General features: G+C 72.0%; 27 protein-coding genes. 21 read left to right on the plus strand and 6 right to left on the minus strand.

Translation table 11 applies throughout. The features are described 5' to 3' along the window. Positions 1–77 precede the first annotated feature (77 nt). From CG736_RS17565 to CG736_RS17600, 8 genes are all read left to right on the plus strand, one after another. On the plus strand, positions 78–746 hold the full coding sequence (locus CG736_RS17565) for a DUF4097 family beta strand repeat-containing protein (RefSeq protein ID WP_100587160.1): 669 nt from the start codon (positions 78–80) through the stop codon (positions 744–746). Between the two features lie 107 nt (positions 747–853). Then, on the plus strand, positions 854–2,305 hold the full coding sequence (locus CG736_RS17570; RefSeq protein ID WP_100587161.1) for a WGR domain-containing protein: 1,452 nt from the start codon (positions 854–856) through the stop codon (positions 2,303–2,305). A gap of 104 nt (positions 2,306–2,409) precedes the next feature. After that, positions 2,410–3,570, plus strand: coding sequence for a sensor histidine kinase (locus CG736_RS17575; protein WP_232734045.1), 1,161 nt, complete (start codon positions 2,410–2,412; stop codon positions 3,568–3,570). 14 nt (positions 3,571–3,584) lie between these two features. Further along, positions 3,585–4,259, plus strand: coding sequence for a response regulator transcription factor (locus CG736_RS17580; protein ID WP_043914619.1), 675 nt, complete (start codon positions 3,585–3,587; stop codon positions 4,257–4,259). 155 nt (positions 4,260–4,414) lie between these two features. Next, positions 4,415–4,996 (plus strand): hypothetical protein, encoded by a 582-nt coding sequence (locus CG736_RS17585; protein WP_100587163.1) that lies wholly within the window; start codon positions 4,415–4,417, stop codon positions 4,994–4,996. Continuing rightward, positions 4,993–5,742, plus strand: a complete 750-nt coding sequence (locus tag CG736_RS17590) for a Sir2 family NAD-dependent protein deacetylase (RefSeq protein WP_100587164.1) — start codon at positions 4,993–4,995, stop codon at positions 5,740–5,742. Before CG736_RS17585 ends, CG736_RS17590 begins: the two co-directional genes overlap by 4 nt. Positions 5,743–5,802: 60 nt before the next feature. Next, a complete protein-coding gene (locus CG736_RS17595; protein WP_100587165.1) occupies positions 5,803–7,014 on the plus strand; it encodes a cytochrome P450 in 1,212 nt (403 codons plus the stop codon). A gap of 12 nt (positions 7,015–7,026) precedes the next feature. Continuing rightward, positions 7,027–8,022, plus strand: a complete 996-nt coding sequence (locus CG736_RS17600) for an ADP-ribosylglycohydrolase family protein (RefSeq protein ID WP_232734046.1) — start codon at positions 7,027–7,029, stop codon at positions 8,020–8,022. 10 nt (positions 8,023–8,032) lie between these two features. Here the strand turns inward: CG736_RS17600 and CG736_RS17605 are convergent, their stop codons facing one another. From CG736_RS17605 to CG736_RS17630, 6 genes are all read right to left on the minus strand, one after another. Next, on the minus strand, positions 8,033–8,740 hold the full coding sequence (locus CG736_RS17605) for a VWA domain-containing protein (RefSeq protein ID WP_100587167.1): 708 nt from the start codon (positions 8,738–8,740) through the stop codon (positions 8,033–8,035). 1 nt (position 8,741) lies between these two features. After that, entirely contained in the window at positions 8,742–9,767 is a 1,026-nt protein-coding gene (locus tag CG736_RS17610) for an ADP-ribosylglycohydrolase family protein (RefSeq protein ID WP_100587168.1), read from the minus strand. A 27-nt stretch (positions 9,768–9,794) separates the two neighbouring features. Next, positions 9,795–11,093, minus strand: coding sequence for a DUF2786 domain-containing protein (locus CG736_RS17615; RefSeq protein WP_198520537.1), 1,299 nt, complete (start codon positions 11,091–11,093; stop codon positions 9,795–9,797). An 86-nt stretch (positions 11,094–11,179) separates the two neighbouring features. Beyond that, entirely contained in the window at positions 11,180–13,213 is a 2,034-nt protein-coding gene (locus tag CG736_RS17620; protein ID WP_100587169.1) for a serine/threonine-protein kinase, read from the minus strand. Between the two features lie 82 nt (positions 13,214–13,295). Next, a complete protein-coding gene (locus tag CG736_RS17625) occupies positions 13,296–14,936 on the minus strand; it encodes a transporter (RefSeq protein ID WP_100587170.1) in 1,641 nt (546 codons plus the stop codon). Beyond that, positions 14,933–15,712 (minus strand): ABC transporter ATP-binding protein, encoded by a 780-nt coding sequence (locus CG736_RS17630; protein WP_100587171.1) that lies wholly within the window; start codon positions 15,710–15,712, stop codon positions 14,933–14,935. The genes CG736_RS17625 and CG736_RS17630 overlap by 4 nt, the downstream gene beginning before the upstream one ends. A gap of 230 nt (positions 15,713–15,942) precedes the next feature. On the opposite strand from CG736_RS17630, the gene CG736_RS17635 reads away from it, so the two are divergent. The 13 genes from CG736_RS17635 to rpsS all read left to right on the plus strand — a co-directional run bounded on the left by CG736_RS17635 (position 15,943) and on the right by rpsS (position 26,135). Then, a complete protein-coding gene (locus CG736_RS17635) occupies positions 15,943–16,500 on the plus strand; it encodes a DUF1707 and DUF4190 domain-containing protein (RefSeq protein ID WP_369880214.1) in 558 nt (185 codons plus the stop codon). Between the two features lie 318 nt (positions 16,501–16,818). Further along, positions 16,819–17,190: a 30S ribosomal protein S12 gene (rpsL, locus tag CG736_RS17640; RefSeq protein WP_014144289.1), complete on the plus strand. Its 372-nt coding sequence runs from the start codon at positions 16,819–16,821 to the stop codon at positions 17,188–17,190. A gap of 2 nt (positions 17,191–17,192) precedes the next feature. After that, entirely contained in the window at positions 17,193–17,663 is a 471-nt protein-coding gene (gene rpsG, locus CG736_RS17645) for a 30S ribosomal protein S7 (RefSeq protein ID WP_030457432.1), read from the plus strand. Between the two features lie 39 nt (positions 17,664–17,702). Next, the gene (gene fusA, locus CG736_RS17650) at positions 17,703–19,808 is read left to right on the plus strand and encodes an elongation factor G (RefSeq protein ID WP_100587172.1); all 2,106 of its coding nucleotides are present in this window, start codon (positions 17,703–17,705) and stop codon (positions 19,806–19,808) included. A gap of 201 nt (positions 19,809–20,009) precedes the next feature. Next, positions 20,010–21,203, plus strand: coding sequence for an elongation factor Tu (gene tuf / locus CG736_RS17655; RefSeq protein ID WP_030457430.1), 1,194 nt, complete (start codon positions 20,010–20,012; stop codon positions 21,201–21,203). Between the two features lie 179 nt (positions 21,204–21,382). Further along, on the plus strand, positions 21,383–21,886 hold the full coding sequence (locus CG736_RS17660; protein ID WP_100587173.1) for a SigE family RNA polymerase sigma factor: 504 nt from the start codon (positions 21,383–21,385) through the stop codon (positions 21,884–21,886). Beyond that, on the plus strand, positions 21,883–22,596 hold the full coding sequence (locus CG736_RS17665) for a hypothetical protein (RefSeq protein ID WP_100587174.1): 714 nt from the start codon (positions 21,883–21,885) through the stop codon (positions 22,594–22,596). Before CG736_RS17660 ends, CG736_RS17665 begins: the two co-directional genes overlap by 4 nt. Before the next feature lie 394 nt (positions 22,597–22,990). Then, positions 22,991–23,299 carry a 30S ribosomal protein S10 gene (rpsJ, locus tag CG736_RS17670; RefSeq protein WP_012785157.1) on the plus strand — a complete coding sequence of 103 codons (309 nt, stop codon included), beginning with the start codon at positions 22,991–22,993 and terminating at the stop codon, positions 23,297–23,299. Positions 23,300–23,313: 14 nt separating this feature from the next. Beyond that, positions 23,314–23,961, plus strand: coding sequence for a 50S ribosomal protein L3 (gene rplC / locus CG736_RS17675; RefSeq protein WP_100587175.1), 648 nt, complete (start codon positions 23,314–23,316; stop codon positions 23,959–23,961). Between the two features lie 5 nt (positions 23,962–23,966). Then, the gene (gene rplD / locus CG736_RS17680; protein WP_100587176.1) at positions 23,967–24,644 is read left to right on the plus strand and encodes a 50S ribosomal protein L4; all 678 of its coding nucleotides are present in this window, start codon (positions 23,967–23,969) and stop codon (positions 24,642–24,644) included. Then, complete coding sequence (gene rplW, locus CG736_RS17685) at positions 24,644–24,961, plus strand: 50S ribosomal protein L23 (protein ID WP_100587177.1); 318 nt, start codon at positions 24,644–24,646, stop codon at positions 24,959–24,961. The genes rplD and rplW overlap by 1 nt, the downstream gene beginning before the upstream one ends. Positions 24,962–25,005: 44 nt before the next feature. Then, positions 25,006–25,842: a 50S ribosomal protein L2 gene (gene rplB, locus CG736_RS17690; RefSeq protein ID WP_043914588.1), complete on the plus strand. Its 837-nt coding sequence runs from the start codon at positions 25,006–25,008 to the stop codon at positions 25,840–25,842. A gap of 11 nt (positions 25,843–25,853) precedes the next feature. After that, entirely contained in the window at positions 25,854–26,135 is a 282-nt protein-coding gene (gene rpsS, locus CG736_RS17695; RefSeq protein ID WP_043914586.1) for a 30S ribosomal protein S19, read from the plus strand.

Here is a 26,135-nt window from a genome sequence, read left to right on the forward strand (position 1 = left end):
CGGCCGAACCACTCCGTGGAGGGAGGCGCCGGGGCCCCGGGGAGCGGGAGACTTGGGGACGTCGAAAGGAGGCCGCGGTGAAGCGGATCATGGGGGCGGCGGCGGTCGTGGGACTGCTGGTGGTCGGGGCGGTGGGCTGCGGGCCGTGGGACCAGCAGCGCAAGACGGTGTCGTACGAGGTGCCCGGGCAGGTCGACGAGCTGGTGGTCGACGGGACCAGCGGGGGGATCGACGTCCGGGTCGGCGACGGCCCGGTGCGGGTGGTGGAGAAGCGGGCCTGGCAGGACGAGGAGCCGCAGGGCACCCACGAGCTCAAGGACGGGGTGCTGAAGCTGACCTACTCCTGCGACAACTGCGGGATCGGCTACGAGGTGCACGTCCCGGCCGGCACCAGGCTGAAGCTGTCGCAGACCAGCGGCGGCATCCAGCTGCACGACGTGGCGGGCGACGTGGACGCCAAGGTGACCTCCGGCGGGATCGAGGCGACCGGGCTGAAGTCCCGCAACGTGAAGATGTCGGTGACCTCCGGCGGGGTGAACGCCCGGTTCGTCGAGGCGCCGACCCGGGCGGAGATGTCCACCGACTCCGGCGGCGTCCAGGTGCGGGTGCCGTCGGGGCAGCAGTACCAGGTGGAGGCGCACTCCGACAGCGGCGGCACCGAGGTGAAGGTGCCCTCCGTCGCCGGGGCGCCGCACATCCTGATCGCCCGGGCCACCAGCGGCGGTGTGCAGGTGGACAACAGCTGACCGGCTGCCGCAACTGTCGGTGGCAGGGCCTAGATTGAGGTGTGTCGGCAGGCGGCGAGGGCCCCGCCGACACCCCCCGAACTCTGTGCCCGAAAGGGGCGTCGGCCATGTCTGCCACCGTTTCCGCAGACCCGCAGGTGACCTACCTGGAACTCTCCGAGGACCAGGGCAGTGCCCACAAGTTCTACGAAGTCACCGTCACGGGCGCGGAGTTGACGATCCGGTACGGACGGATCGGCGAACCGGGCACGACGAAGACCACGGTCTGCGCCAGCGCGGAGAAGGCCGCCTCGGCGGCCGCCAAGAAGATCGGCGAGAAGGTCCGCAAGGGCTACGCCCCGGCGGTCCGGGGGGTGCGCCAGCGCCGGTCGGTGACGCGTCGACAGATCACCTCGACCCGCTCCAGCGCCCGCCAGGCGCCGCTGCTGTGGCGCTTCCGCTCCGGTTCGCCCGCGTTCGGGGTGTACGTGGGCGAGGAGCACGCCTGGGTCGGCAACGAGAGCGGCGACGTCTACACGCTGACCCGGGACGGCGAGGTCACCGGCCGGTTCGGCCTGCCCGACGGCGTCAAGTGCATCGTCGCCGACGACTGGTGGATCTACGCCGGCTGCGACGACGGCAAGGTGTACGACCTGGGCGGCAAGGTGCCGCGGGTGGCGTACGAGATCGCCCAGGACGTCGACATCTACTGGCTCGACATCCACGACGGCGTGCTCGGCGTCGCCGACGAGCGCGGCGGCCTGACCACCGTCGACCACGAGGACGAGTTCCAGTGGCGGCGCAACGCGCAGGGCTCGTCCGGTTGGATGGTGCGCTGCGACGCCGACTCCGTCTACCACGGCTACTCGGCGGGCGTCACCCGGTACGCGAAGCGCGGCGGCGACCAGCAGTGGCACACCCGCACCAAGGGCCAGGTGCTGTTCGGCTGGCAGGAGCGGGACGAGGTGTTCGCCGGCACCTCGCAGGGCTGGGTGCACCGGCTGCGCAAGTCCGACGGCGCCGAGGTCGTCGCGTACAAGTGCGACGCCTCGGTGTTCTCCTGCGCGGCCTCCCCGGACGGCGAGTACGTGTTCGCGGGCGACAACCACTCCTCGGTGTACTGCTTCGCCGCCGACGGCACCCGGCTGTGGAAGCTCGGCACCGGCTGCGGCTCCGCGTACAGCATGCAGTACCGCGACGGGCGGCTGTACGTCGTCACCACCGACGGCTCGCTGGCCTGCCTGGACGCCTCGCCGGGCGCCGTGCAGGCCGCCGAGCAGGGCACCCTGCCGACCACCGCCGAGGTCACCGGCCGCGACATCGCCCGGGTGGAGCCGTCCGCGGAGCTGGAGACCGTCAGCGTCACCGCGGCGGCCGGCACCGGGGTCGAGGTGGAGTGCGTCGCCGACGGCAGCCGGCTGCGGGTCCGGGTGGTCTCGCCGGGCTTCGACCCCGGCTGGCGGGTGCAGTTCCCCAAGGACGTCCGGGTGGCCGGCGCGCGCTACCTGGTGGCGGAGGTGCGGGAGTCCGCGTCCGGCGGGTTCTACCGGGCGCGCGGAGAGATCAAGCGGCTGCTGTGACGCCCCGGCATTGACGCATCGTCAGGGCGCTCCCGTCGGGGGCGCCCTTCGGCGTTCCCGGGGAGGGACGCGGCGGCCGTCCGACGATGCGAGAGGATGCGCGGATGGGGAAGTGGACGGAAGGCCTGCTGGCCTGGGGGAGGGCCCGGCCGTGGGCGGTGGACGCGCCGCTGGTGGCGCTCGCCGTCTGGGTCTCGGTGTGGGGGGTGTACACCGACCCGCACGGCGCGGGCGGGAGGTGGTGGGCGTACACGCTGGCGATCGCCGGGTCGCTGCCGCTGTGGTGGCGGCGCCGCGCCCCGTGGGCGGTGATGGGGGCGTGCGGAGTGCCCACCATGGCGCTGTCCGCGCTGGCGCACTCCGCGATGCCGCAGATCCAGGTCGCCATGGCGGTCGCCATCTACACCGTCGCCGACCGCGGCAAGGACTGGCAGCGCGCCGTGCTGCTGGCGATCTGCGTGGTCGGCAACGTGATCGGCACCCGCTCCTTCGACGGCATGCTGTTCAGCCTGCTGGTGTCCGTCGGCAGCTTCGTCGTCGGCTCCCTGGTCCGCGAACTGCGCCGACTGGCCGGCGTCGAGGCGGAGCGCGCCCGGCAGGTCGGACTGCGCGCCGCCAGCGACGCCGCCCGGGCCGTCGCCGAGGAGCGCGGCCGGATCGCCCGCGAGATGCACGACATCCTGGCCCACGCCGTCTCCCTGATGGTCGTCCAGGCCGAGGCCGGGCCACTGGTGGTGCACAGCAACCCCGACCGGGCGATCCGCGCCTTCGACGCCATCGCCGACTCCGGACGCGACGCGATGGTCCAACTCCGACGGGTGCTCGGCGTCCTCAAGGAGGACGGCGCCGCGCCCGCGCTCGCCCCGCAACCCCGACTGGCCGAGCTCGGCGGCGTCCTCGACCGGGTCCGCGAATCGGGCGTCGCCGTCGACGCCCGCATCGAGGAGGCCGGGCCCGCCGAAGTCCAGGCCGCGGCCTACCGGATCGTCCAGGAAGCCCTCACCAACGTGGTCAAGCACGCCCGGGCCGACCGGGTCGTGGTGCGGGTGGCCGTCCGCGGTGGCGCCGACCTGACCGTCTCGGTCGCCGACGACGGGACCGGGCCTGCGGCGTCGGCCGGCGCCGGCATCGACGGACGCTCCGGCGGACGCGGCCTGCTCTCCATCCGGGAACGCGCGGCCGCCTGCGGCGGCAGCGCCGAAGCCGGCCCCCGAACCGACGGCCCGGGCTACCTGGTGGCCGCCGTGCTGCCGCTCAACGCCTGAGGAAGGAACCCGAGTTGACCGTACGAGTGGTGATCGCCGACGACCAGGAACTGGTCCGCGCCGGCTTCGGCATGATTCTCGACGCCCAACCCGACATCGAGGTCGTCGCCGAAGTCGGCGACGGGCAGCAGGCCATTGACGCCGTGCGCAGCTTCGACCCCGACGTGCTGCTGCTGGACGTCCGGATGCCCGTGATGGACGGGCTGGAGGCGGCGCGTCGGGTCTGCGCCGAGTTCCCGCGCTGCAAGGTGATCATGCTGACCACCTTCGACGTCGACGACTACGTCTTCGACGCGCTGTACGCCGGGGCGAGCGGCTTCCTGCTCAAGGACGTCCGCCGCGACGACCTCGCCCACGCCGTCCGCGTCGTCAACTCCGGCGAGGCCCTCCTCGCCCCCTCCGTGACCCGCCGCGTCATCGGCGAGGTCACCGCCCGCAAGGCCGGCGGGACGCTGGCCGTCTCCCGGCCGCTGGGCCTCCTCCTGGGCTCCCTCACCGCCCGCGAGTTGGAGACCCTGCGGCTGGTGGCCCGGGGCATGTCGAACGCCGAGATCGCCGCGGAGCTGGTGGTCAGCGAGCACACGGTCAAGACGCACGTCAGCAACCTGCTCCAGAAGCTGGGGCTGCGGGACCGGGTGCACGCGGTGGTCTTCGCGTACGAGGCGGGGGCCGTGACAGCAGGCGAATGAGACGACAGGGGCGCGCGGGGAGGTACCCCCACGCGCCCCTGGTGTCCCTCTGGCGGGGGAGTCCCACGTTTCACCGTCGCGGGGGAGTCGCGCCGCAGGCCGTCCCGGCAGGGTTGGGGGTGTCGAAAAGGGCACTCACGCAAAGGGGTTGGGCGATGGTCACGGGGCGTCGGGCGCTGGGATGGGCGGCGGGGCTGCTGGCGGTGTACGGGGCGGTGCGGCTGGTGCCGGGCTCGCGCGGGGTGGGGCCGGGGTGGACGATCGGGCATGTCGCGCTGTTCGCGGGGATGGTGCTGATGGGTCTCGGCATGGTGGAGCTGTGGCGTCTGGGCGGTGCGGGCGGCGTCTGGGGCCGGGTCTGGTTGGGGGCGGGTCTCGCGGGGGTGCTGTCCGGGCTCGCGCAGAGCGGCATCGACCTGTACGCGAACGCGGTCTCGCAGGACTACGCGGCGCGTTCGGAGCTGTTCGATCGGGTGCAGTCGGTGCCGGGCGTGCTGCCGGTGGTGTACACGGTGGTGCCGATGATGCTGTACGTGGGCCTGTTGGCGCTGCTGGTGCGGCTGACGGTGCGCGGCGTGGTGCGCTGGTGGAGCCCGGTGCTGGTGCTGGTGGGCACGGTGCTGATGGGGGCGTCGCTGGACTTCATGCCGGTCGGTGCGGCGCTGTACCTGGCGGCGTTCCGGCCGGTGATAACGGGTGGTCAGAACCGGCTGCGGGCCGTACCGTCCGGGGCATGAGCGAGAAGCGTCCGCTGGTGGCGGTGTTGACGGGGGCGGGGATCTCCACGGACTCGGGGATTCCCGACTACCGTGGCCCGCAGGGGCTTTGGCAGCGTGATCCGAGTGCGCAGGACCTGGTGACGATCGGCCCGTACCTGGCGAGCACGGAGGTGCGGCGCCGGTCCTGGCTGATGCGGCGGGACGCCGGCGCGGTCGGGGCGAAGCCGAACGCGGGGCATCGGGCGCTGGTGGAGCTGGAGCGGGCGGGCGTGCCGATGCGGGTGCTGACGCAGAACGTGGACGGCCTGCACCAGGCGGCGGGGTTGCCGGCCCGGAAGGTGATCGAGCTGCACGGGACGGCCACCGAGGTGCAGTGCGTCGGGTGCCGGGCGGTCGGTCCGACGGCGGCGGCGCTGGAGCGGGTCGCGGCGGGGGAGGACGACCCGGCGTGCGAGCAGTGCGGCGGGGTGCTGCGGCCGCGCACCGTGATGTTCGGCGAGGCGTTGGACGAACAGGTGCTGGTGAAGGCGGACGCGATCGCCAAGGGGTGCCAGGTGTTCCTGGCGGTGGGCAGTTCGCTCCAGGTGCATCCGGCGGCGCTGCTGCCGCGGATCGCGTTGGAGAACGATGCCCGGCTGATCGTCGTCAACGGCGAGCCCACGCCGTGGGACTGGGCGGCGCACGAGGTGGTCCGTGAGCCGATCTCGGAGGCGCTGCCGAAGCTGGTGCAGCGGCTGGTGAGCGGCGACCTGACCCGGGGCTGAGGACAAACCCGCAGGTCGGGCGGCATACGATGGCGATCTGACGAGCAGGGAGAGAGCTCCATGGCGATCGATGCCTTCGACCCGTGGTCGGCCGAGTTCGTGGCCCACCCGTACCCGGCGTACGCGGCGCTGCGCGAGCAGTCGCCGGTCGTCCACTTCGAGCCGAGCGACCAGTGGCTGGTCTCCCGGTACGCGGACGTCAACGCGCTGCTGCGGGACCGGCGGTTGGGCCGTACGTTCACGCACCGCTTCGGCCACGAGGAGTTCGGGCAGCCCGCGCCGAACCCGGCGCACGAGCCGTTCCACACCCTGAACGACCACGGCCTGCTGGACCTGGAGGGCCCCGACCACACCCGGATCCGGCGGCTGGTGTCCAAGGCGTTCACCCCGCGCATGGTGGAGTCGCTGCGCCCGACCGTGCAGCGCCTCGCCGGCGAGCTGGTCGACGGGCTGCTCGCCGACGGCGGCGGCGACCTGATCGCGAAGGTCGCCGAGCCGCTGCCGGTCGCGGTGATCGCCGAGATGCTGGGCGTCCCGGAGTCGGACCGGCACCTGCTGCGGCCCTGGTCGTCCGACATCACCGGGATGTTCGAACTCAACCCGGACGAGGAGACGGCCCGCCGGGCGGTCACCGCCAGCCTCGAATTCTCCGCCTACCTGCGGGAGCTGATCCGCCGTCGGCGCGAGCAGCCCGGCGCCGACCTGATCAGCGCGCTGGCCCAGGCCGCCGAGGACGGGCAGGTGCTCAGCGAGCAGGAGATGATCTCCACCTGCGTGCTGCTGCTGAACGCCGGCCACGAGGCGACCGTCAACACCACCGGCAACGGCTGGTGGGCGCTGCTCCGCAACCCCGGCGAACTCGCTCGGCTGCGCGGCGCGGTGGACGAACTGCTGCCCACCGCCATCGAAGAGCTGATGCGCTACGACACCCCGCTGCAGATGTTCGAGCGCTGGGTGCTGGAGGACATCGAGGTCGGCGGCGTGCGGATCCCGCGCGGCGCGGAGGTGGCGCTGCTGTTCGGCTCCGCCAACCGCGACCCGGAGCGGTTCGCCGACCCCGACCGGCTCGACCTGGGCCGCGCCGACAACCCGCACATCACCTTCGGCGCCGGAATTCACTTCTGTCTCGGCGCTCCGCTTGCCAGACTCGAACTCACCGAGTCCTACGGCGCGCTGCTCCGCAAGGCCCCCGGGCTGACGCTGGTGCGCGAACCCGAGTGGAACCCCGGCTACGTGATCCGCGGACTCAAGGAACTGCTGGTCGAGGTCTGAGAGGGGCGTGCCATGGGGCGGGCGACGGGAGCGATGCTGGGGCTGGCGATCGGCGACGCCCTTGGAAAGCGCACCGAGTTCCTGAATCTGGACGAGATCGGGCTGCTCGGCCCGGACTGGCGGCAGCTCCCGCTGCCGAAGAAGGCCCAGGTCACCGATGACACCCAGATGACGTTGGCGCTCGCCCGCGCCCTGCGCACCGGCCTCGCCGAGGGCCCGCTCGTCCCGCTGCGCCTCGAACTTCCGCTGCGCGAGGAGTTCGTGGACTGGTGGCGCTCCCCGGACAACAACCGGGCCCCCGGCATGACCTGCCTGCGGTCCTGCTTCCGGCTGTCCACCGGCCGGCCCTGGCAGGACGCGTCCGACCTCGGCTCCAAGGGCTGCGGGGCCAACATGCGGGTCGCCCCGCTCGGCCTGGTCCGGGAGTTGACGGACCGGCAGGTGTCCGGCGCGGCCCAGCTCCAGTCCGGTCTCACCCACGGCCATCCGACGGCGCTGGCCGCCAGCGAACTCACCGCGTTCACCGTCCGCTGGCTCGCCCAGGGCGTCGACCCGGCCGAGCTGCCCGCCCGGCTGCGCGCCCACGCCCACGAACAGCGCACCCGCTACGACGAGTTCTGGCTCGGCGACCTCGCCTCCCGGGACCACTTCGGCTCGCCGGAGGCGTTTATCGCCCGCGGCTGGGACGAGTGCCTGCTGGCCCTCGACCGGCTCGACTCCGCCCTCGCCGCGGGCGAGGTGGACGCCGACCCCTGCGAGCGAACGGGGGAGGGCTGGGTCGCCGAGGAGGCGTTCGCCACCGCGCTGCTCTGCTTCCTGCTGCTGCCCGACGACCCGGTCGCCGCCGTCCGCCGGGCCGCCGTCTCCTCCGGCGACTCCGACTCGCTGGCCTGCCTGGCCGGCGCGTTCGCCGGCGCCCGGCACGGCGAGGGCGGCTGGCCGGGCGAGTGGGTGGAACGGATCGAGTACCGCAAGGAGCTGCTGGCGTTCGGCGCGCTCTGGGACTGACCCCGGCCCGTCAGTCCAGGCCCATGGCGGTCAGCCACTCCGGGAAGCCGGTCAGCAGCCGGTCGTACAGCTCGGCGTCGGCGAGCGCCCGCGGGTCGGCGCCGGCCGGGAAGAACCCCGCGTTGTCGACCGGGCGGCGGGCCGGGACGGGCAGTTCGTCGAGCCGGTGCAGGAAGGCGAACTCCTGGTCGGCGGGGTCGCCGAAGCCCACGAACTGCCAGTAGATCGGGAGTTCGGCGGCCAGGCAGAGCATGTCCCGGGCCGCCGCGCGGGAGGTCGGGCCGCCGTCGGTCTGGAACACCACCAGCGCCGGGTCGGTGGCCCCGGAGAGCTGGTAGTGCCGGATCACGGCCTTCATCGCCAGGTGGTAGTTGGTCCGGCCCATGTGCCCCAGCGAGGAGTGCAGGCGGCCGATCCGGTCCCGGTGGTCGTCGAGCGAGATCTCGGCGACGCCGTCCACCTCAGTGGAGAAGAAGACCACCGGCACCCGCCCGTCGTCGTCCAGGTGCGCCGAGAGCGCCAGCACCTGCTCGGCGAAGTGCTGGACGGTCCCGGACCGGTAGTGCGGCCGCATCGAGCCGGACCGGTCGAGCACCAGGTAGACGGCTGCCCGGGCGTGCTGGAGTCCGCGCTCGGTCAGGCTGACCCGCGCGGACTTGTACAGGTCGACCAGCCCGGGCGCGGCGGCCGACACCTTCTCCAGACTCAGCGCCACCACGTCACCCGACCGGCAGCGGGTAGCGGTCGGCGAGCGCCGCCCGGTCGCCGTGGGCGAACACCACCAGGTCGTCGGCCACCTGCAGCAGCACCTCCCGGCCCTCCACCAGCGCGCACCAGTCGGCGGGCAGGCCGGACAGGCCGTACATCGCGCCCACCAGGTTGCCGCAGACCGCGCCCGTGGAGTCGCTGTCGCCCGAGTGGTTCACGGCCAGCACCAGCGCCTCCCGGGCGTCCGCGCCGACCAGCGCCGCGTACACCGCGATCGCCAGGCACTCCTCGGCGACCCAGCCCAGGCCGACCCGTTCCACCGCCTCCGCCGAACCCGGGCCCTCGTCGGCCACCCGCACCGCCCGGCGCAGCGCCTCCGTCGTCTCCGCGTTGTCCGGCACCGCCGCCAGCCTCGCCAGCGTCGAGGACACCGCCGCCCGCAGCGGCACCCCGGCCGCGACCCGCTCGACCAGCGCGGCGAACGCGCCCGCCGCCAGGTAGCCCGTCGGGTGACCGTGCGTCAGCTGCGCCGCCAGCGCGGCCTGCCGGAACGCCTCCTCCGCACCCAGGCCGACCAGGCCGAACGGCGCCGAGCGCATCACCGTCCCGCAGCCCTTCGAGTTCGGGTTCACCGGGCCGTCCTGCCCGAACGGGACGGCCTCCGTGCAGTCCAGCACCACGCCCGTTATGCAGGCGTTGCCCGGCGCGCGGGAGGCGTACAGGAACTCCTGCCCGGCCAGCCAGCCGTCCGGGAAGCGCCCGGGGCCGGGCAGCCGCTGGGTCTGGTACCAGCGGCGGTACGCGGCGTGCAGGTCCTCGCGGCGGCCGCCGCGCAGCAGGCCCTCCGCGGTGAACAGGGTCATCTGGGTGTCGTCGGTGACCTGGCCGCCGCGGCCGGCGTCCGCCAGGTCGGTCAGGCCCGCCTCGCCGTGCAGCTCCCGGATGCGGTCCAGCCGCAGGAACTCGATCGGCCACCCCAGCGCGTCGCCCAGCGCACCGCCGACCAGCGATCCGCGCACCCGCTCCGCGAACTCCATGCCCACTCCCTGTCCGCCGACGTTCCGTCAGCGCTCGATCCGGCCCGAACCCCGGTGCAGCGTGGCCCGGTCGGCGGCGGCCCGGCCCTCGACCCAGCCCTCGCCGTCGCTCACCCGCACCCGCTGCGACACCAGCTTCGGGAACATCCTGCCAACCGCGTCGTCCACGGCCTCGGCCCGGGCCGCCAGCACCGGCAGCAGCCCGCCGTCCGGGGTCGGCACCGGCAGCGCCCCGCCGCCGTCCTCGACGCCGCCCGGCTCGCCCGGCTCGGCCGGTCGCCCGGCCGCCGCGTCCTCGGTGGCCCGCTCGGTGGCGTCCGCCAGCCGCTCCCGGATCCGCGCCGCGTACGCCACCAGGAACGACTGCCGGAACGCCTTCGTCCGGGCCGCCCCGTCCTTGTGCTTGCGGCTGCCCGCCCGCTGCATCGCCGACGTCGCCTGCACCAGCAGCGAGGTGTACAGCAGCTCGACGCAGTCCAGGTCGGCGTCGAAGCCGATCACCGTGCAGAACCCGAACTCCTTCGCCCACACCACCCGGCACCGGTTCGCCGCCGCCACCGCGTCCAGCAGCATCGTCTTCGGGCCCTCGTACGGGTTGTCCACGCCGATCCGCAGCGCCGCCGGCTGGTCCGCCGACGGCCCGCCCGCCGACAGCAGCGCCTCGTCGATCGAGTGACGCGCCATCAACTCCTGGGCCTTCGCGGTCAGCGCCTCCGCCTCGTCCGGGAAACCGGTCGACTCGGCCTTCGCCAGCAGCGCCCGGATCCGCCCCAGCATCCGCGGCTCCCCGCTGCGCGGCGCGCCCACCCGCGGCGCCGACTGCCCCGGCGCCGGGCCCACCGGCTGCACGGGAGGCAGCAGCGCCCACACCCGCAGCAGCTCCAGCGCCGCCGTGGCCAGCGCGAACCGGTCCATCCGGTGCCGGTCCGCGAACGCCTGCAGGTACGCCTCGTCGGACGCCCACCAGGGCTCCGCCTCCAACTCCCGCAGCTGCTCCTGCCAGCGCCGGTCCAGCGCGGCGGCCGGATGCCGGCGGCCCTCCGCGGCGATCAGGTCCACCGCCAGCGCCACCTGCACCGGGGCCAGCTCGCGCCGCGCCACCCGCACCAGGTCGGCCGGCCGCCAGCCCGCAGCCCAGCACCGGCCCACCGACCGGTCCGCGAAGCCCAGCAGCGCCCGGCTCACCAGCGGCCACCGGTCCGCGGACGCCGCCAGCGCCGAGGCCGCGCCGTCCACCACGAACTCCAGCCCGTCGGCCGGCGCGCCGACCACCCGGCCCACCGCCTCCGCCAGCAGCTCGTCCACGGGCTGATCGGTGCTGGTCACGGCGGTCCTGCTTCCTGGGGCACGGGGGAGGGGCGCTCCCCATGATGCCGGAGCACGCGACCGGACCGCGCCGACCGCCGGATCGGTCAGCCGCCCAGGGCCTCCCAGCCGCGGTCGATCTGCCGCTGCGCCGGGGTGCCGTCCGCGGTGAGCAGCGCCAGCAGCGCGGCCCCGTCGGCGGGGCGGTCGGCGAGGTCCTTGGCGAGGGCGCGCCCGACGGTGTCGGCCAGCTCCGGGTCGAGCGCGCGGACGGCGGCGACCGCCGCCGGGTCGGGGTCCTCGTTGACGATCCGGTGGTAGACGGCGTACGGGTTGGCGGTGGCGAACGGACTGTCGCCGTGCGCCGCGCAGATCAGGCAGCAGGCCCACGCCCAGACGTCGGCGGCCGGCCCGACCGGGCCCTCGGCCAGCTGCTCCGGGGCCATGAAGACGGGCGTGCCGACCATGCCGCCGGTCCGGGTCAGCCGGGTGTGGTCGACCATCAGCGAGATCCCGAAGTCCAGCAGCTTGGGGCCGTCGCTGGTCATCATGATGTTGGACGGCTTCAGGTCGCGGTGCACCAGCCCGCCGCGGTGCAGGGCGTCCAGGGCGACGGCCAGCGCCACCGCGAGCGCGCGCAGCGCGGCCCGGTCGGCCAACGGGCCGCGCTCGCGCAGCAGGGCCTGCAGGGGGCGGCCGTCGAGCAGCTCCATGGCGATGAACGGGGTGCCGTCGGCGACGCCGGTGTCCAGCACCCGGGCGGTGTGCGCGGCGGGCGCCTGGGCCAGCACCTTCGCCTCGTTCGCGAACCGGCGGTGCAGCTCCTCGTCGTGCTCGGCGTCGGCGTGCAGCGTCTTCAGCGCGACCTGGGTGGCCGAGCCCTGACGGCGCGCCAGGTAGACGGTGCCGAACCCGCCGGAGCCGATCAGCCCGATCAGCCGGTACGCGCCGATCGCGGTCGGCGCCCCGCTCGGCAGCGGCTTGACGTCGACCGTCGGCAGGCCGTCGGGGCTCGGCGGCCCGTCCGGCCTGCGCACCGTCGCCACCGCGTCCGGGTCGCGCACCGTGCCGTCCACCGCCGTCGGCGCGGCCGGTGCGCCGACCACGCCGACCACCGTGGGCTCGGCCGCGAACCGGGCCGCCGCGTCGGCGAGTTCGGCGTCCCGGGCGGCCCGCAGCGCCTCGGACTCGGCGAGCACCGCACGGGCGGTCTCGGCGTCCCGGGCGGCGACCGCCGCCTCGTTCTGCGCGGCGGCGGCCCGCGCGGCGGCCTCCCGGGCACGGCGGGTGCGCTGCGCCTCGCGGGTCTCGCGGATCGACTGCAACCGGGCGGAGGCGGCCGCGCCGAGCGTGTCGACGGTGTCCCGGACCGCCCCGGCGGGCGCGTCTGCGGACCCGGTGACACCCGTCAGCGGCGGGGCGGCGAGGGCCGTCGGCAGCAGGTTCAGGCGGCGGGTGGCGTACAGCGAGCACAGCTGCCACACCACCAGCGCGAGCAGCGCGCCGTTCGGCAGCACCAGCGGCATCAGCAGGAACTGGGCGGCCAGCACCGGCACCAGGTAGCGGCGCAGCCGGGAGTGCTCCCAGGTGCCGGACGGCATCCGGGTGCACAGCACCAGGAACCGGGTGCGGGCCCACAGCAGCTGCCACAGCGCGGTCAGCACCAGGCCGGTCAGCGCCGCGCCGAGCCCGCCCTCGCCGCCGAACAGCGCGAGCAGCCCGCGCGCCGCCAGCCACGGCGGGCTGGTGCGCACGGCCTTCTGATCGAGGGCGTCGTCCCCCTGGAACTGCCGGTGCACGGCGATCCACAGCAGCACGGTGAGCCCGGCGCCCACCAGCACGGGCAGCACGAGCTCCACCGCGGCGGCGATCCGCCGGGGCGGGTACGCGGTGCGCAGCGCCCGCAGCTCGAACTGCCGGCGGGAGGCGTCCCCGGCCAGCAGGGTGCGGATCTGGGTCCGCCGGGCGCGGCTGAGCAGCCGGGCCCGGTAGCCGTGCTGGCTGAGGCCGAGGGTGACGACGGTGACCAGCCGCAGCACCAGCAGCACCACGAGCATCGGCAGCACGGTCTGCTTCCAGAACGGACTGTCCGTCCAGCCGTAGTGCGTCAGGTGCGTCGCCGCGGCGATCCGCGTCCCCATGGTGTGTCCTCCCCGTGCACACGGGTCGGCCCCGGGCGCGCACGCATGATAGCGGCGGGCCCGGGGCCGGTCGGGGGGTCCGTCAGCGCTCGATCACCCGGGTGAGGATCTCCGGCAGCCGCTTGATCAGCCCGCCGGACGCGATCCGGACGCCCAGCAGGACCATCCCCGCGCCGTACAGCACACCGGCCGGCAGCACCGGCCAGACCGGCGAGTGGGAGATCAGCAGGACGCCGAGCGTGATGCCGAGCGGCGCGCAGCCCAGCGTGACGCCGAACATCGAGCCGAAGGCGTTGAGCATCACCACGCCGTTCTGGCCGGGCGCGGCGCTGCGCATCGGGTTGCCGTCGGCGGGCACCGCGTACGGGGCGTACACGCTGGTCACGCAGCCCAGGCCGACGCCGGTGCCGAGCGCGGCGAGCGCCAGGCCGAGCGCGGGCGCGAGTTCCGCCCACTTGCCGGTGACGGCGGCGAGCACCGGTCCGACCAGCAGCAGCACGGCGACGCCGGACAGCAGGACGGCGAACACCCGGCCGCGCAGCTCGTCGCGGGCGTCCCGACGGGTGCTCAGGGTGGCGGCGACCATCCAGAACCCGGAGCCGTCCATGCCGAACAGGTTGCCGGACTGCAGACCGAGCATCAGCGCGCCGATCGCGATCACGTACACCGAGCTCCAGCCCTGGACCACCGACAGCGCCGCGATCACGCAGGTCATGCCGATGCCGGTGAAGAGCGCGACCTTCGCGCGGGGCTCGCGCCAGGTGTAGCGCAGGTGCCGCTGGGCGACCGTGCCGGCCCGGCCGGCGGGCAGCAGCCGCCAGAAGCGGGAGCCCTTGCCGGAGTGCACCGAGGAGGTCTCCACCAGGGTGGAGGCGTCGCCGGAGACCATCAGGTCCTGCAGGCTGCGCAGCCACCAGCGCAGCAGGACGGCCAGCAGGCCGCCGGCGAGCGCGAGTTGCAGCGCAGCGACCAGGTAGGCGCCCTCGCCGGCCGAGCGCACCGCGTCGATCGCGGAGACCGGCGGGATCCAGCGCACCACCGCGGCGTACGGGTGCAGCACCGACAGGTCGAGGCCCTTGGGGTCCTGGAAGCCGCTCTGCATGCCCAGGTTGCCGAGCTGGATCAGCAGCGCGAACAGCAGGCCGCCGAAGATCGCGAAGTCCTTGCCGCGCCGGCTGGACAGCAGCCGGGCGTTGGCGGCGGCCACCGAGCGGGTCAGCGCGATCAGCAGCAGCAGGGTGAGCGGCACCGCGAGCACCGCGACGACCGCGGAGGCCGCGCCCTGCCCGCCGGCCGCGGCGGCGCCGATCAGCAGCAGCAGGCCGACCAGCGGGCCGGGGCCGACCAGGCTGCCCAGCAGGGTGCCGCGCAGCAGGGCCCGCGGGCGCAGCGGCAGCATGGTGAGCCGGGTCGGGTCGGCGCTCTCGTCGCCGGCGAAGAAGAACAGCGGCAGGGCGGCCCAGGAGACGGCCAGTCCGGCGGTCAGCACCGCGGCGGCGTCGGCGGCGCCCGCGTGCCCGCGCAGCGCCACCATTCCGACGGCCGCGGACACGCCGAACAGCAGGCCGAGGCTGGTGCCGACCAGGAAGCCGGCGGCCCGGCCGGGGCTGCGCCGCAGCCCGTTGCGCAGCAGCCGGAGCTTGAGCGAGACCAGCGCGCGGACGACGGCCCGGTCGTCCGCGGCGGACATGTCGGGGGTTGCGGCAGCGGCCGTGGTGTTCACCGGTGGCCCCCACCGAGCCAGCCGAGCGCCTGCCCGTCGTCCTCGCGGACGCCGACCAGCCCGAGGAACGCCTGGTGCAGCGAGGTCTCGCCGCGCACCTGGTCGAGCGGCCCGGCGGCGACCACCCGGCCGGCGTTGACCACGGCGACCCAGGCGCACAGCGACTCGACGAGTTCCATGACGTGGCTGGAGAACACCACGGTGGAGCCGGAGGCGGCGTACCGGGTGAGCACGCCGCGGATGGTCTGCGCGGACACCGGGTCGACGCCCTCGAACGGCTCGTCCAGGAACAGCACGTCGGGGTTGTGCAGCAGCGCCGCGGCCAGGCCGATCTTCTTGCGCATGCCGGTGGAGTAGTCGGCGACCAGCTTGTCGGCGGAGCCGGTCAGGTCGAGCACGGCGAGCAGTTCCTCGGCGCGCCGGTCGGTCTCCGGGCCGGGCAGGCCGCGCAACCGGCCGTTGTACTGCAGCAGTTCGCGCCCGCTGAGGCGTTCGAACATCCGCAGGCCCTCGGGCAGGATGCCGATCCGGGACTTGACCGCGACCGGGTCCTGCCAGACGTCGGCCCCGTGCACCAGCACGGTGCCCTGGTCGGGGCGGAGCAGGCCGGTGACCATCGACAGCGTGGTGGTCTTGCCGGCGCCGTTCGGGCCGACCAGTCCGATGAACGAACCGGCGGGCAGGTCGAGGTTCAGTCCGGCGACGGCGGTCTGCGCTCCGAAGCGCTTCCACAGGTCGCGGATCGAGACGGCGGGCGGCGTGGTGGTCGCCTCCATGGCGGGTGGTCTCCTTGTCGAGTCGGTCACTGTCGGTCCTGTCGGTCCTGGCCGGGCCACTCGACCTTATGATCATTTCTTTACCTTTCCATCCCCCATGTGGCGGTATTGGCCTCTTGGGGGCCGGTGGCCGATCGTCACCCGCCGCAGCCCGGCAACTACCCGGACGCCCCGTTCGTCCTGCATCCTGAGGAACGCACGCGCAGTGCGGGGAACGGGAGGTGGCCGAGATGGCCGGTCAGTGGGGAACACCGGCGCCGTACGGGCAGCAGCCCTGGCAGCCGGCGACGACGCCGCAGTCCGCGATGCGCGCCGCGCACGCCGACCGCGAGCGCACCGTGGACGTGCTGAAGGCCGCCTACGCCGAGGGCCGGCTCACCGCCGCCGAGTACGAGCACCGGATGGCCTCCGCCCACCAGGCCGCCACCTACGGCCAGTTGTCCTCCCTGGTCGGCGACCTGCCGTCCGGACCGGTGGTCGCCCCGTTCGGCGCCGCCGTCCCGGCGACCTTCCTGCCGCAGCCGCCCCCGCTGCCCGTCGCGCCGCGCAACAACGGCCTGGCGGTGGCCTCGGCGATCCTCGGCGGCCTGACCCTGTTCACCTTCGGCCTGACCGGCGTGCCCGCCGTGATCACCGGCCACATCGCCCGTTCGCAGATCCGCCGCACCCGGGAGGACGGCGACGGTCTGGCGATCTTCGGCCTGGTGTTCGGCTGGCTCTCACTCGCCGGTTGGGTGGCGTTCCTCCTCCTGGTGGTCGTGGCGGCCGGCAGCGGCTCGCCGCACTGAGCCGGGTTTCGGCAGGTCGGCGCGGGCCCGGGCGGCGGACGCCCCGGCGCGCCCCATTTGTTTTGACCGCCGCCTGTGCGCTAGGTACGCTCTGACCTTGTGCCTGGGGTGTGCCCGGGTCCTTGTGCGTGCCAGCAGATCGGCCGCCGTGGCGGAGACTCCACCCGCCCGGCCTGTGTCGTAGCCGCAGCTCAGCTCGGGATTCCGTGATTCTTCCCCCGAAGAAGGCCCAACACGCCCGACCGCGTGGGTCGGAGAGTGGGGGCCACACCGCAGGTTAGTTTCACCAAGCCTTGGCACACAGAAAACGGAGAAACGGTGCCTACGATCCAGCAGCTGGTCCGAAAGGGCCGGCAGGACAAGGTCGAGAAGAACAAGACGCCCGCACTGAAGGGTTCGCCCCAGCGCCGCGGCGTCTGCACGCGTGTGTACACGACCACCCCGAAGAAGCCGAACTCGGCTCTCCGTAAGGTCGCCCGTGTGCGCCTCACCAGCGGGATCGAGGTCACCGCTTACATCCCGGGCGAGGGCCACAACCTGCAGGAACACTCCATCGTGCTGGTCCGCGGTGGCCGTGTGAAGGACCTTCCTGGTGTCCGCTACAAGATCATCCGCGGCTCCCTCGACACCCAGGGTGTCAAGAACCGCAAGCAGGCTCGCAGCCGCTACGGCGCCAAGAAGGAGAAGTAAGAATGCCTCGTAAGGGCCCCGCCCCGAAGCGCCCGGTCATCATCGACCCGGTTTACGGCTCCCCGCTGGTGACCTCGCTGGTCAACAAGATCCTGCTGCACGGCAAGCGCTCCACCGCCGAGCGGATCGTCTACGGCGCCCTCGAGGGCGTCCGTGAGAAGACCGGCGCCGACCCGGTCGTCGCGCTGAAGCGCGCGCTGGAGAACGTCAAGCCGACCCTTGAGGTCAAGTCCCGCCGCGTCGGTGGCGCCACCTACCAGGTGCCGGTCGAGGTCCGCCCGGGCCGCGCCAACACCCTGGCGCTGCGCTGGCTGGTCGGTTACTCCCGCGCCCGTCGCGAGAAGACCATGACCGAGCGTCTGCTCAACGAGATCCTCGACGCCAGCAACGGTCTGGGCGCTTCCGTGAAGCGTCGCGAGGACACCCACAAGATGGCCGAGTCCAACAAGGCCTTCGCGCACTACCGCTGGTAGTCCGAACCCCGTCACTAGACAGAGAGAGAACGAGCCACCATGGCTGCAACCTCCCTTGACCTCGCCAAGGTCCGCAACATCGGGATCATGGCGCACATCGACGCGGGCAAGACCACCACCACCGAGCGGATCCTGTTCTACACCGGTGTCTCGTACAAGATCGGTGAGGTCCACGATGGCGCTGCCACCATGGACTGGATGGAGCAGGAGCAGGAGCGCGGCATCACCATCACGTCGGCCGCGACGACCTGCCACTGGACCCTCGACGGTGTCGAGAACACGATCAACATCATCGACACCCCGGGCCACGTCGACTTCACCGTCGAGGTGGAGCGCTCGCTGCGCGTCCTCGACGGTGGCGTGACGGTGTTCGACGGCGTCGCCGGTGTCGAGCCCCAGTCCGAGACCGTGTGGCGGCAGGCTGACCGCTACGGCGTCCCGCGCATCTGCTTCATCAACAAGCTGGACCGCACGGGCGCCAACTTCTTCTTCTGCGTGCAGACCATCGTGGACCGCCTCGGCGCCACCCCGCTGGTCATGCAGCTGCCGATCGGCGCCGAGGCCGACTTCACCGGCGTCGTCGACCTGGTGAAGATGAAGGCCCTGGTCTACTCGGCCGACGCCCCCAAGGGCGAGATGTACGACACCGTCGAGATCCCGGCCGACCTGGCCGAGCAGGCGGCGGAGTACCGCGAGGCCCTGATCGACACCGTGTCGAACATCAGCGACGAGGTGATGGAGCTCGCCCTGGAGGGCGAGGACATCCCCGAGGAGCTGCTGATCGCCGCGATCCGCAAGGGCACCCTGGACTCGTCCTTCACCCCGATCTTCTGCGGCTCCGCGTTCAAGAACAAGGGCGTCCAGCCCCTGCTCGACGCGGTCGTGAAGTACCTGCCGTCGCCGCTCGACATCGAGGGCATCGAGGGTACGAAGCCGGGCAACGACGAGGAGAAGATCGTCCGTCAGGCCTCTGACGACGAGCCGCTCGCCGCCCTCGCGTTCAAGATCATGTCTGACCCGCACCTGGGCAAGCTCACCTTCGTCCGCGTGTACTCCGGCCGCCTGGAGTCCGGCACCTCGGTGCTGAACTCCGTCAAGGGCAAGAAGGAGCGCATCGGCAAGATCTACCGCATGCACGCGAACAAGCGTGAGGAGATCGACTCGGTGGGCGCCGGCGACATCATCGCCGTCATGGGCCTGAAGCAGACCACCACCGGTGAGACGCTGTCCGACGAGAAGCAGCCGGTCATCCTGGAGTCCATGGACTTCCCGGCCCCGGTCATCCGCGTCGCGATCGAGCCCAAGTCCAAGGGCGACCAGGAGAAGCTGGGTGTCGCCATCCAGCGCCTGGCCGAGGAGGACCCGTCCTTCCAGGTCAACACGGACGAAGAGACCGGCCAGACCATCATCGCGGGTATGGGCGAGCTGCACCTCGAGGTGCTGGTCGACCGTATGCGCCGTGAGTTCAAGGTCGAGGCCAACGTCGGCAAGCCGCAGGTCGCGTACCGCGAGACGATCCGCAAGGCCGTCGAGCGCATCGACTACACGCACAAGAAGCAGACCGGTGGCTCCGGCCAGTTCGCGAAGATCCAGATCGCGATCGAGCCGCTCGAGTCCGGCGAGGGCTACGAGTTCGTCAACAAGGTCACCGGTGGCCGCGTCCCGCGGGAGTACATCCCCTCGGTCGACGCCGGTTGCCAGGAGGCCATGGAGTTCGGCGTGCTCGCCGGCTACCCGCTCCAGGGCGTTCGCGTGAGCCTGCTCGACGGTGCGTCGCACGACGTCGACTCGTCCGAGCTCGCGTTCAAGATCGCCGGTTCCATGGCGTTCAAGGAAGGTGCCAAGAAGGCGTCGCCGGCTCTGCTCGAGCCGATGATGGCCGTCGAGGTCACCACCCCCGAGGACTACATGGGCGACGTGATCGGCGACATCAACTCCCGCCGTGGCCAGATCCGGGCCATGGAGGAGCGTCACGGCGCCCGCGTCGTCAAGGCGCTGGTGCCGCTGTCCGAGATGTTCGGCTACGTCGGTGACCTGCGCAGCAAGACCTCTGGTCGCGCAAGCTACTCGATGCAGTTCGACTCGTACGCCGAGGTTCCGCGGAACGTGGCGGACGACATCATCGCCAAGGCCAAGGGCGAGTGACGTCCCGGTAATCGGGATGAATCAGACCCTTTAGGCTAGAAGGAGGGCACCCGGACGTCACCCGTCCGGGTTCCGCCCGGGAGCCCTCCGGCACCCCCACCCGCGGGACGGCATGGGGCGCAACCAGCGCCCCGTACCAATAACCCGATCCAGACCAACTGACGTCGTACGGCGTACAGAACTGTCCTCAGGAGGACTGCAGTGGCGAAGGCGAAGTTCGAGCGGACGAAGCCCCACGTCAACATCGGCACCATTGGTCACATCGACCACGGTAAGACCACGCTGACCGCGGCCATCACCAAGGTGCTGCACGACGCGTACCCGGACATCAACCCCTTCACGCCGTTCGACCAGATCGACAAGGCGCCGGAGGAGCGTCAGCGCGGTATCACCATCTCCATCGCGCACGTCGAGTACCAGACCGAGGCGCGTCACTACGCCCACGTCGACTGCCCGGGTCACGCGGACTACATCAAGAACATGATCACCGGTGCGGCCCAGATGGACGGTGCGATCCTCGTCGTCGCCGCCACCGACGGCCCGATGCCGCAGACCAAGGAGCACGTCCTCCTGGCCCGCCAGGTCGGCGTCCCCTACATCGTCGTCGCCCTGAACAAGGCCGACATGGTGGACGACGAGGAGATCCTGGAGCTCGTCGAGCTCGAGGTCCGTGAGCTCCTCTCCGAGTACGAGTTCCCGGGCGACGACCTGCCGGTCGTCCGCGTCTCCGCGCTGAAGGCGCTGGAGGGCGACAAGGAGTGGGGCGAGAAGCTCCTCGGCCTGATGCACGCGGTCGACGAGGCCATCCCGACCCCGGCTCGCCTCACCGACCAGCCGTTCCTGATGCCGATCGAGGACGTCTTCACGATCACCGGTCGTGGCACCGTCGTCACCGGTCGTATCGAGCGTGGCATCCTCAAGGTCAACGAGACCGTCGACATCATCGGCATCAAGACCACCAAGACCACCACCACGGTCACCGGTATCGAGATGTTCCGCAAGCTGCTCGACGAGGGCCAGGCCGGTGAGAACGTCGGTCTGCTGCTCCGTGGCATCAAGCGCGAGGACGTCGAGCGCGGCCAGGTCATCATCAAGCCGGGTTCGGTCACCCCGCACACCGACTTCGAGGCCCAGGCCTACATCCTGTCGAAGGACGAGGGTGGCCGTCACACCCCGTTCTTCAACAACTACCGCCCGCAGTTCTACTTCCGTACCACGGACGTGACCGGCGTCGTGACCCTCCCCGAGGGCACCGAGATGGTCATGCCGGGCGACAACACCGCCATGACCGTCGCGCTGATCCAGCCCGTCGCCATGGAGGAGGGCCTGAAGTTCGCCATCCGTGAGGGTGGCCGCACCGTCGGCGCCGGCCAGGTCACCAAGATCGTCAAGTAATTGACGCTCTGACCCGGGCTGTCGCAGGACAGGCTCACGCAGCGGGCCCGCTCCCCTTTGGGGGAGCGGGCCCGCTCGCTTTTTCTCCCGGCCGGGTGCAACGCGGGCGGCGGTCCGACGCACTGGAAGGGGTGGAGCCGCCCCGCCGGGGCGGTCCGGGAGAGGGGGGAACGGCGCCGGTGGATCCCGACCAGGTGCTGCACGAGTTCGTCGCCGCCCGCCGGACGGCGCTGTTCCGCAGCGCCTACCTGCTGTGCGGCGACCGCGACGAGGCCGACGACCTGGTCCAGGCGACGCTGGTCAAGGTGATCCTCGGCCGGCGCCGGCTGCGGCGGATCGACAACCTCGACGCCTACGCCCGGCAGACGCTGCTGAACACCTTCATCGCCGCCCGCCGCCGGTTCTGGCGGCGCGAGCAGGCCTACGGCGAGCTGCCCGAGCCCGCCGCGGCGCACCCCGAGCCCGAGCTCGGCGTCGCGGTGCGGGCCGCCCTGGCCGGGCTCCGGCCGAAGCAGCGGGCGGTGGTGGTGCTCCGCTACTGGGAGGACCTCGACGTCGCGGCCACCGCGGAACTGCTCGGCATGCCGGAGAGCACCGTCCGCAGCCACTCGGCCCGCGGCCTGGCCGCGCTGCGCGCCCTCGTCCCGCAGGACATCGACCAGTTGCAGGGGGACCGGCCATGACCGGGCACGCGCAGATCCGACAGCTCCTGGAGCAGGCCCTGGCAGAGCCGCCCGCCGGCGCGGACGACCGGCCGCTGTTCGCCCGCGCCGCCCGGATCCGCCGTCGCCGCCGCACCGCGCTGGGCCTGGCGGCGGCCGGCCTGCTGGCCGTCGGGGCGGTGATCGTCCCGGGCTGGAGCCCGCCGGACCGGCCGAGCGCCGCGGACCGGCCGGAGCGGCAGCAGGCGCAGCGGCTGCAGGCGCTGCTGCCGGCCGGCCTCGGCACGGTCGAGCGGGCCGCCCCGGTGCTCGGACCGGGAGCCGACCGCGGCGGTCCGCTGGACGGCGTCTACTGGCTCCGCCGGGACGGCCGGCTCGGGGTGATCCGGATCGAGACCGGCCTCGCCAGTTCCCCGTCGCTGAGCTGCACGCCCGAACTGCCCACCGTCGCCGCGCGCTCCTGCACGCTCCAGGCGGTGCTGCGGCGGGACGAGCTGACGGTCGACCAGCGGCCGGACCCCGAGGGCCGGGTCGAGCTGGCCTGGGGGAGGAGCGTGGACGCGGTCCTGCTGCTGCCGGGCGGGCGGGCGCTGTTCGTGGACGCGATCAGCGGCTACCGCGGCTCCCGGGCGCCCGGCCCGGCGATGGACGCGCCGCCGCTGACCGCCGACCAGCTGCGTGACCTGGTGCGGCGGCCCGAACTGACGGCGGTCGGCGACGGCGGCGTGTGAGGAGCGTCGCAGGATCCACTGATTGGCGTCGCGGGCCCGCGTTGTGGCAGGATGTCTGAGTTGCTCGGTTGAGTACCGATGCTGCGCGCCTCCCGTCGGGAGGACTGGAAGCGAGTCCCATGTACTCGTCGTTCCCGTGAATGGCCGTTCATGTGCCCACGTGCTGTGTGTGGGTGCAGTGGTGTGTAAGCGACACCGCGGCAGCTGCGGGGCGAAAGTACGGGAATCTTCCGGGAAGCGTATGCGGGGTATCAGCCCGGCTCACCTCTCCCAGCAGTTCGAAACCGACGGATGTGTTCGCCGGTTTTTTGCAAGCGCGAGTGCGACACGCCCGAGCGCGGGGGTCGGAGGGGGCCGAGTAGCGACGTACGACACAAAGGACTACGGAGTAGCCATGGCGGGACAGAAGATCCGCATCCGGCTCAAGGCCTACGACCACGAGGTCATCGACTCCTCGGCGAAGAAGATCGTCGAGACGGTGATCCGCACTGGTGCGCAGGTCGCGGGCCCGGTGCCGCTGCCCACTGAGAAGAACGTTTACTGCGTCATCCGCTCGCCGCACAAGTACAAGGACTCGCGCGAGCACTTCGAGATGCGCACTCACAAGCGTCTGATCGACATCCTCGACCCCACGCCGAAGACGGTTGACTCGCTGATGCGTCTCGACCTGCCGGCGGGCGTCGACATCGAGATCAAGCTCTGAGAGGCGCACCGAAGATGGCTAAGCAGATGAAGGGCATCCTGGGCGAGAAGCTCGGCATGACCCAGGTCTGGGACGAGAACAACCGGGTTGTTCCGGTGACCGTCGTCAAGGCTGGGCCCAATGTCGTGACCCAGGTCCACACCGCCGACAGCCCGGCCGGCTACGACGCCGTCCAGATCGGCTTCGGCGAGATCGACCCCCGCAAGGTGAACAAGCCCCTCCAGGGCCACTTCGCCAAGGCCGGTGTCACCCCCCGCCGCCACCTGGTCGAGCTGCGTACCTCGGACGCGTCCGAGTACACCCTGGGCCAGGAGATCACCGCTGAGCTGTTCGAGGCGGGTGTCAAGGTCGACGTGACCGGCACCTCCAAGGGCAAGGGCTTCGCCGGTGTCATGAAGCGTCACAACTTCAAGGGCCTCGGCGCCGGTCACGGCACCCAGCGCAAGCACCGTTCGCCCGGCTCCATCGGTGGCTGCGCCACCCCGGGTCGTGTGTTCAAGGGCATGCGCATGGCGGGTCGGATGGGTCACGAGCGCGTGACCACCCAGAACCTGACCGTGCACGCGGTCGACGCGGAGAAGGGTCTGCTGCTCATCAAGGGCGCGATCCCGGGTCCGAACGGCGGCCTCGTCCTCGTCCGCACCGCGGCGAAGGGGCTGTGAAGGATATGAGCACCATTGACATTCTGTCGCCGGCCGGCGACAAGGCCGGCAGCCTCGAGCTGCCCGCCGAGATCTTCGACGCCAAGGTCAGCGTTCCGCTGATGCACCAGGTCGTCGTCGCGCAGCTCGCTGCGGCCCGTCAGGGCACTCACAAGGTCAAGCGTCGTGGCGAGGTCCGTGGTGGCGGCAGGAAGCCGTACCGCCAGAAGGGCACCGGTCGCGCCCGCCAGGGTTCGACCCGCGCGCCGCAGTTCGCCGGTGGTGGCGTCGTGCACGGTCCCGTGCCGCGTGACTACTCGCAGCGGACCCCGAAGAAGATGATCGCCGCCGCCCTGCGCAGCGCGCTCACCGACCGGGCCCGTCACGAGCGCATCCACGTCGTGACCGGCGTGACCGCGACCGAGGCGCCGTCGACCAAGGCCGCCAAGGCCCTGTTCGGCAAGATCTCCGAGCGCAAGAACCTCCTCCTGGTGGTCGAGCGCGAGGACGAGCTGGGCATCCTGTCCGCTCGCAACCTGGCGAACGTGCACATCCTGGACGCCGGCCAGCTGAACACCTACGACGTGCTCGTCTCCGACGATGTGGTCTTCACCCAGGCCGCCTTCGAGCGTTTCGTGGCCGGTCCGGCCGCGTCCGCCAAGGCCGTTGCTGCTGAGGGCGAGCTCGAAGGGACTGCCGCCTGATGAGCGAGATCACCTCCAAGACGTTCACGGACCCCCGTGACGTCCTGATCAAGCCGGTCATCTCGGAGAAGAGCTACTCGCTCCTCGACGAGAACAAGTACACGTTCGTCGTGGCGCCGGGTGCCAACAAGACCCAGATCAAGCAGGCCGTCGAGTCGGTCTTCTCGGTCAAGGTCGAGGCCGTGAACACGCTGAACCGCCAGGGCAAGCGCAAGCGCTCCAAGACGGGCTTCGGCAAGCGCAAGGACACCAAGCGTGCGATCGTGACGCTGGCCGAGGGCAACCGCATCGACATCTTCGGTGGTCCGGTCTCCTGACGCCACGTCAGGGACTGCGATCGTCGTAAAGGACGAGGACAGAAATGGGTATCCGCAAGTACAAGCCGACTACGCCGGGCCGTCGTGGCTCCAGCGTGGCCGACTTCGTCGAAATCACGCGGTCCACGCCGGAGAAGTCGCTGGTTCGCCCGCTGCACAGCAAGGGCGGCCGTAACAACGCCGGTCGTGTCACTGCTCGCCACCAGGGTGGCGGTCACAAGCGCGCCTACCGTCTGATCGACTTCCGTCGTCACGACAAGGACGGCGTGCCGGCCAAGGTCGCTCACATCGAGTACGACCCCAACCGCACCGCGCGCATCGCGCTCCTGCACTACGCGGACGGCGAGAAGCGCTACATCATCGCCCCCCGTGGCGTTGCGCAGGGTGACCGGATCGAGAACGGCGCTGGCGCCGACATCAAGCCGGGCAACAACCTGCCGCTCCGCAACATCCCGGTCGGTACCACCATTCACGCGGTGGAGCTCCGTCCCGGCGGTGGCGCCAAGCTGGCCCGTTCCGCGGGTTCCGGCATTCAGCTGCTCGCCCGTGAGGGTCGCATGGCGCACCTGCGCATGCCCTCCGGTGAGATCCGCCTGGTGGACGCGCGCTGCCGCGCGACCGTCGGCGAGGTCGGCAACGCCGAGCAGTCGAACATCAACTGGGGCAAGGCCGGCCGTATGCGCTGGAAGGGCGTCCGCCCGACCGTGCGTGGTGTGGCCATGAACCCGATCGACCACCCGCACGGTGGTGGTGAGGGTAAGACCTCCGGTGGTCGCCACCCGGTCTCGCCGTGGGGCAAGCCCGAGGGCCGCACCCGTCGCCCGAACAAGGCGTCGGACAAGCTCATCGTGCGCCGCCGCAAGACCAACAAGAAGCGCTAGGAGCAGGTCAGATGCCGCGCAGTCTCAAGAAGGGCCCCTTCATCGACGGCCACCTTCAGAAGAAGGTGGACGTGCAGAACGAGGCGGGCACGCAGAACGTCATCAAGACCTGGTCCCGTCGTTCCGTGATCTCCCCGGCCATGCTCGGCCACACGATCGCGGTTCACGATGGCCGCAAGCACGTCCCGGTGTTCGTCACCGAGTCGATGGTCGGCCACAAGCTCGGCGAGTTCGCTCCCACGCGCACCTTCAAGGGGCACGTGAAGGAAGACCGCAAGTCGAAGCGTCGCTAA

The organism is Kitasatospora sp. CB02891 (assembly GCF_002803145.1).
In the GTDB taxonomy this organism is placed as follows: Bacteria; Actinomycetota; Actinomycetes; order Streptomycetales; family Streptomycetaceae; genus Kitasatospora; species Kitasatospora griseola.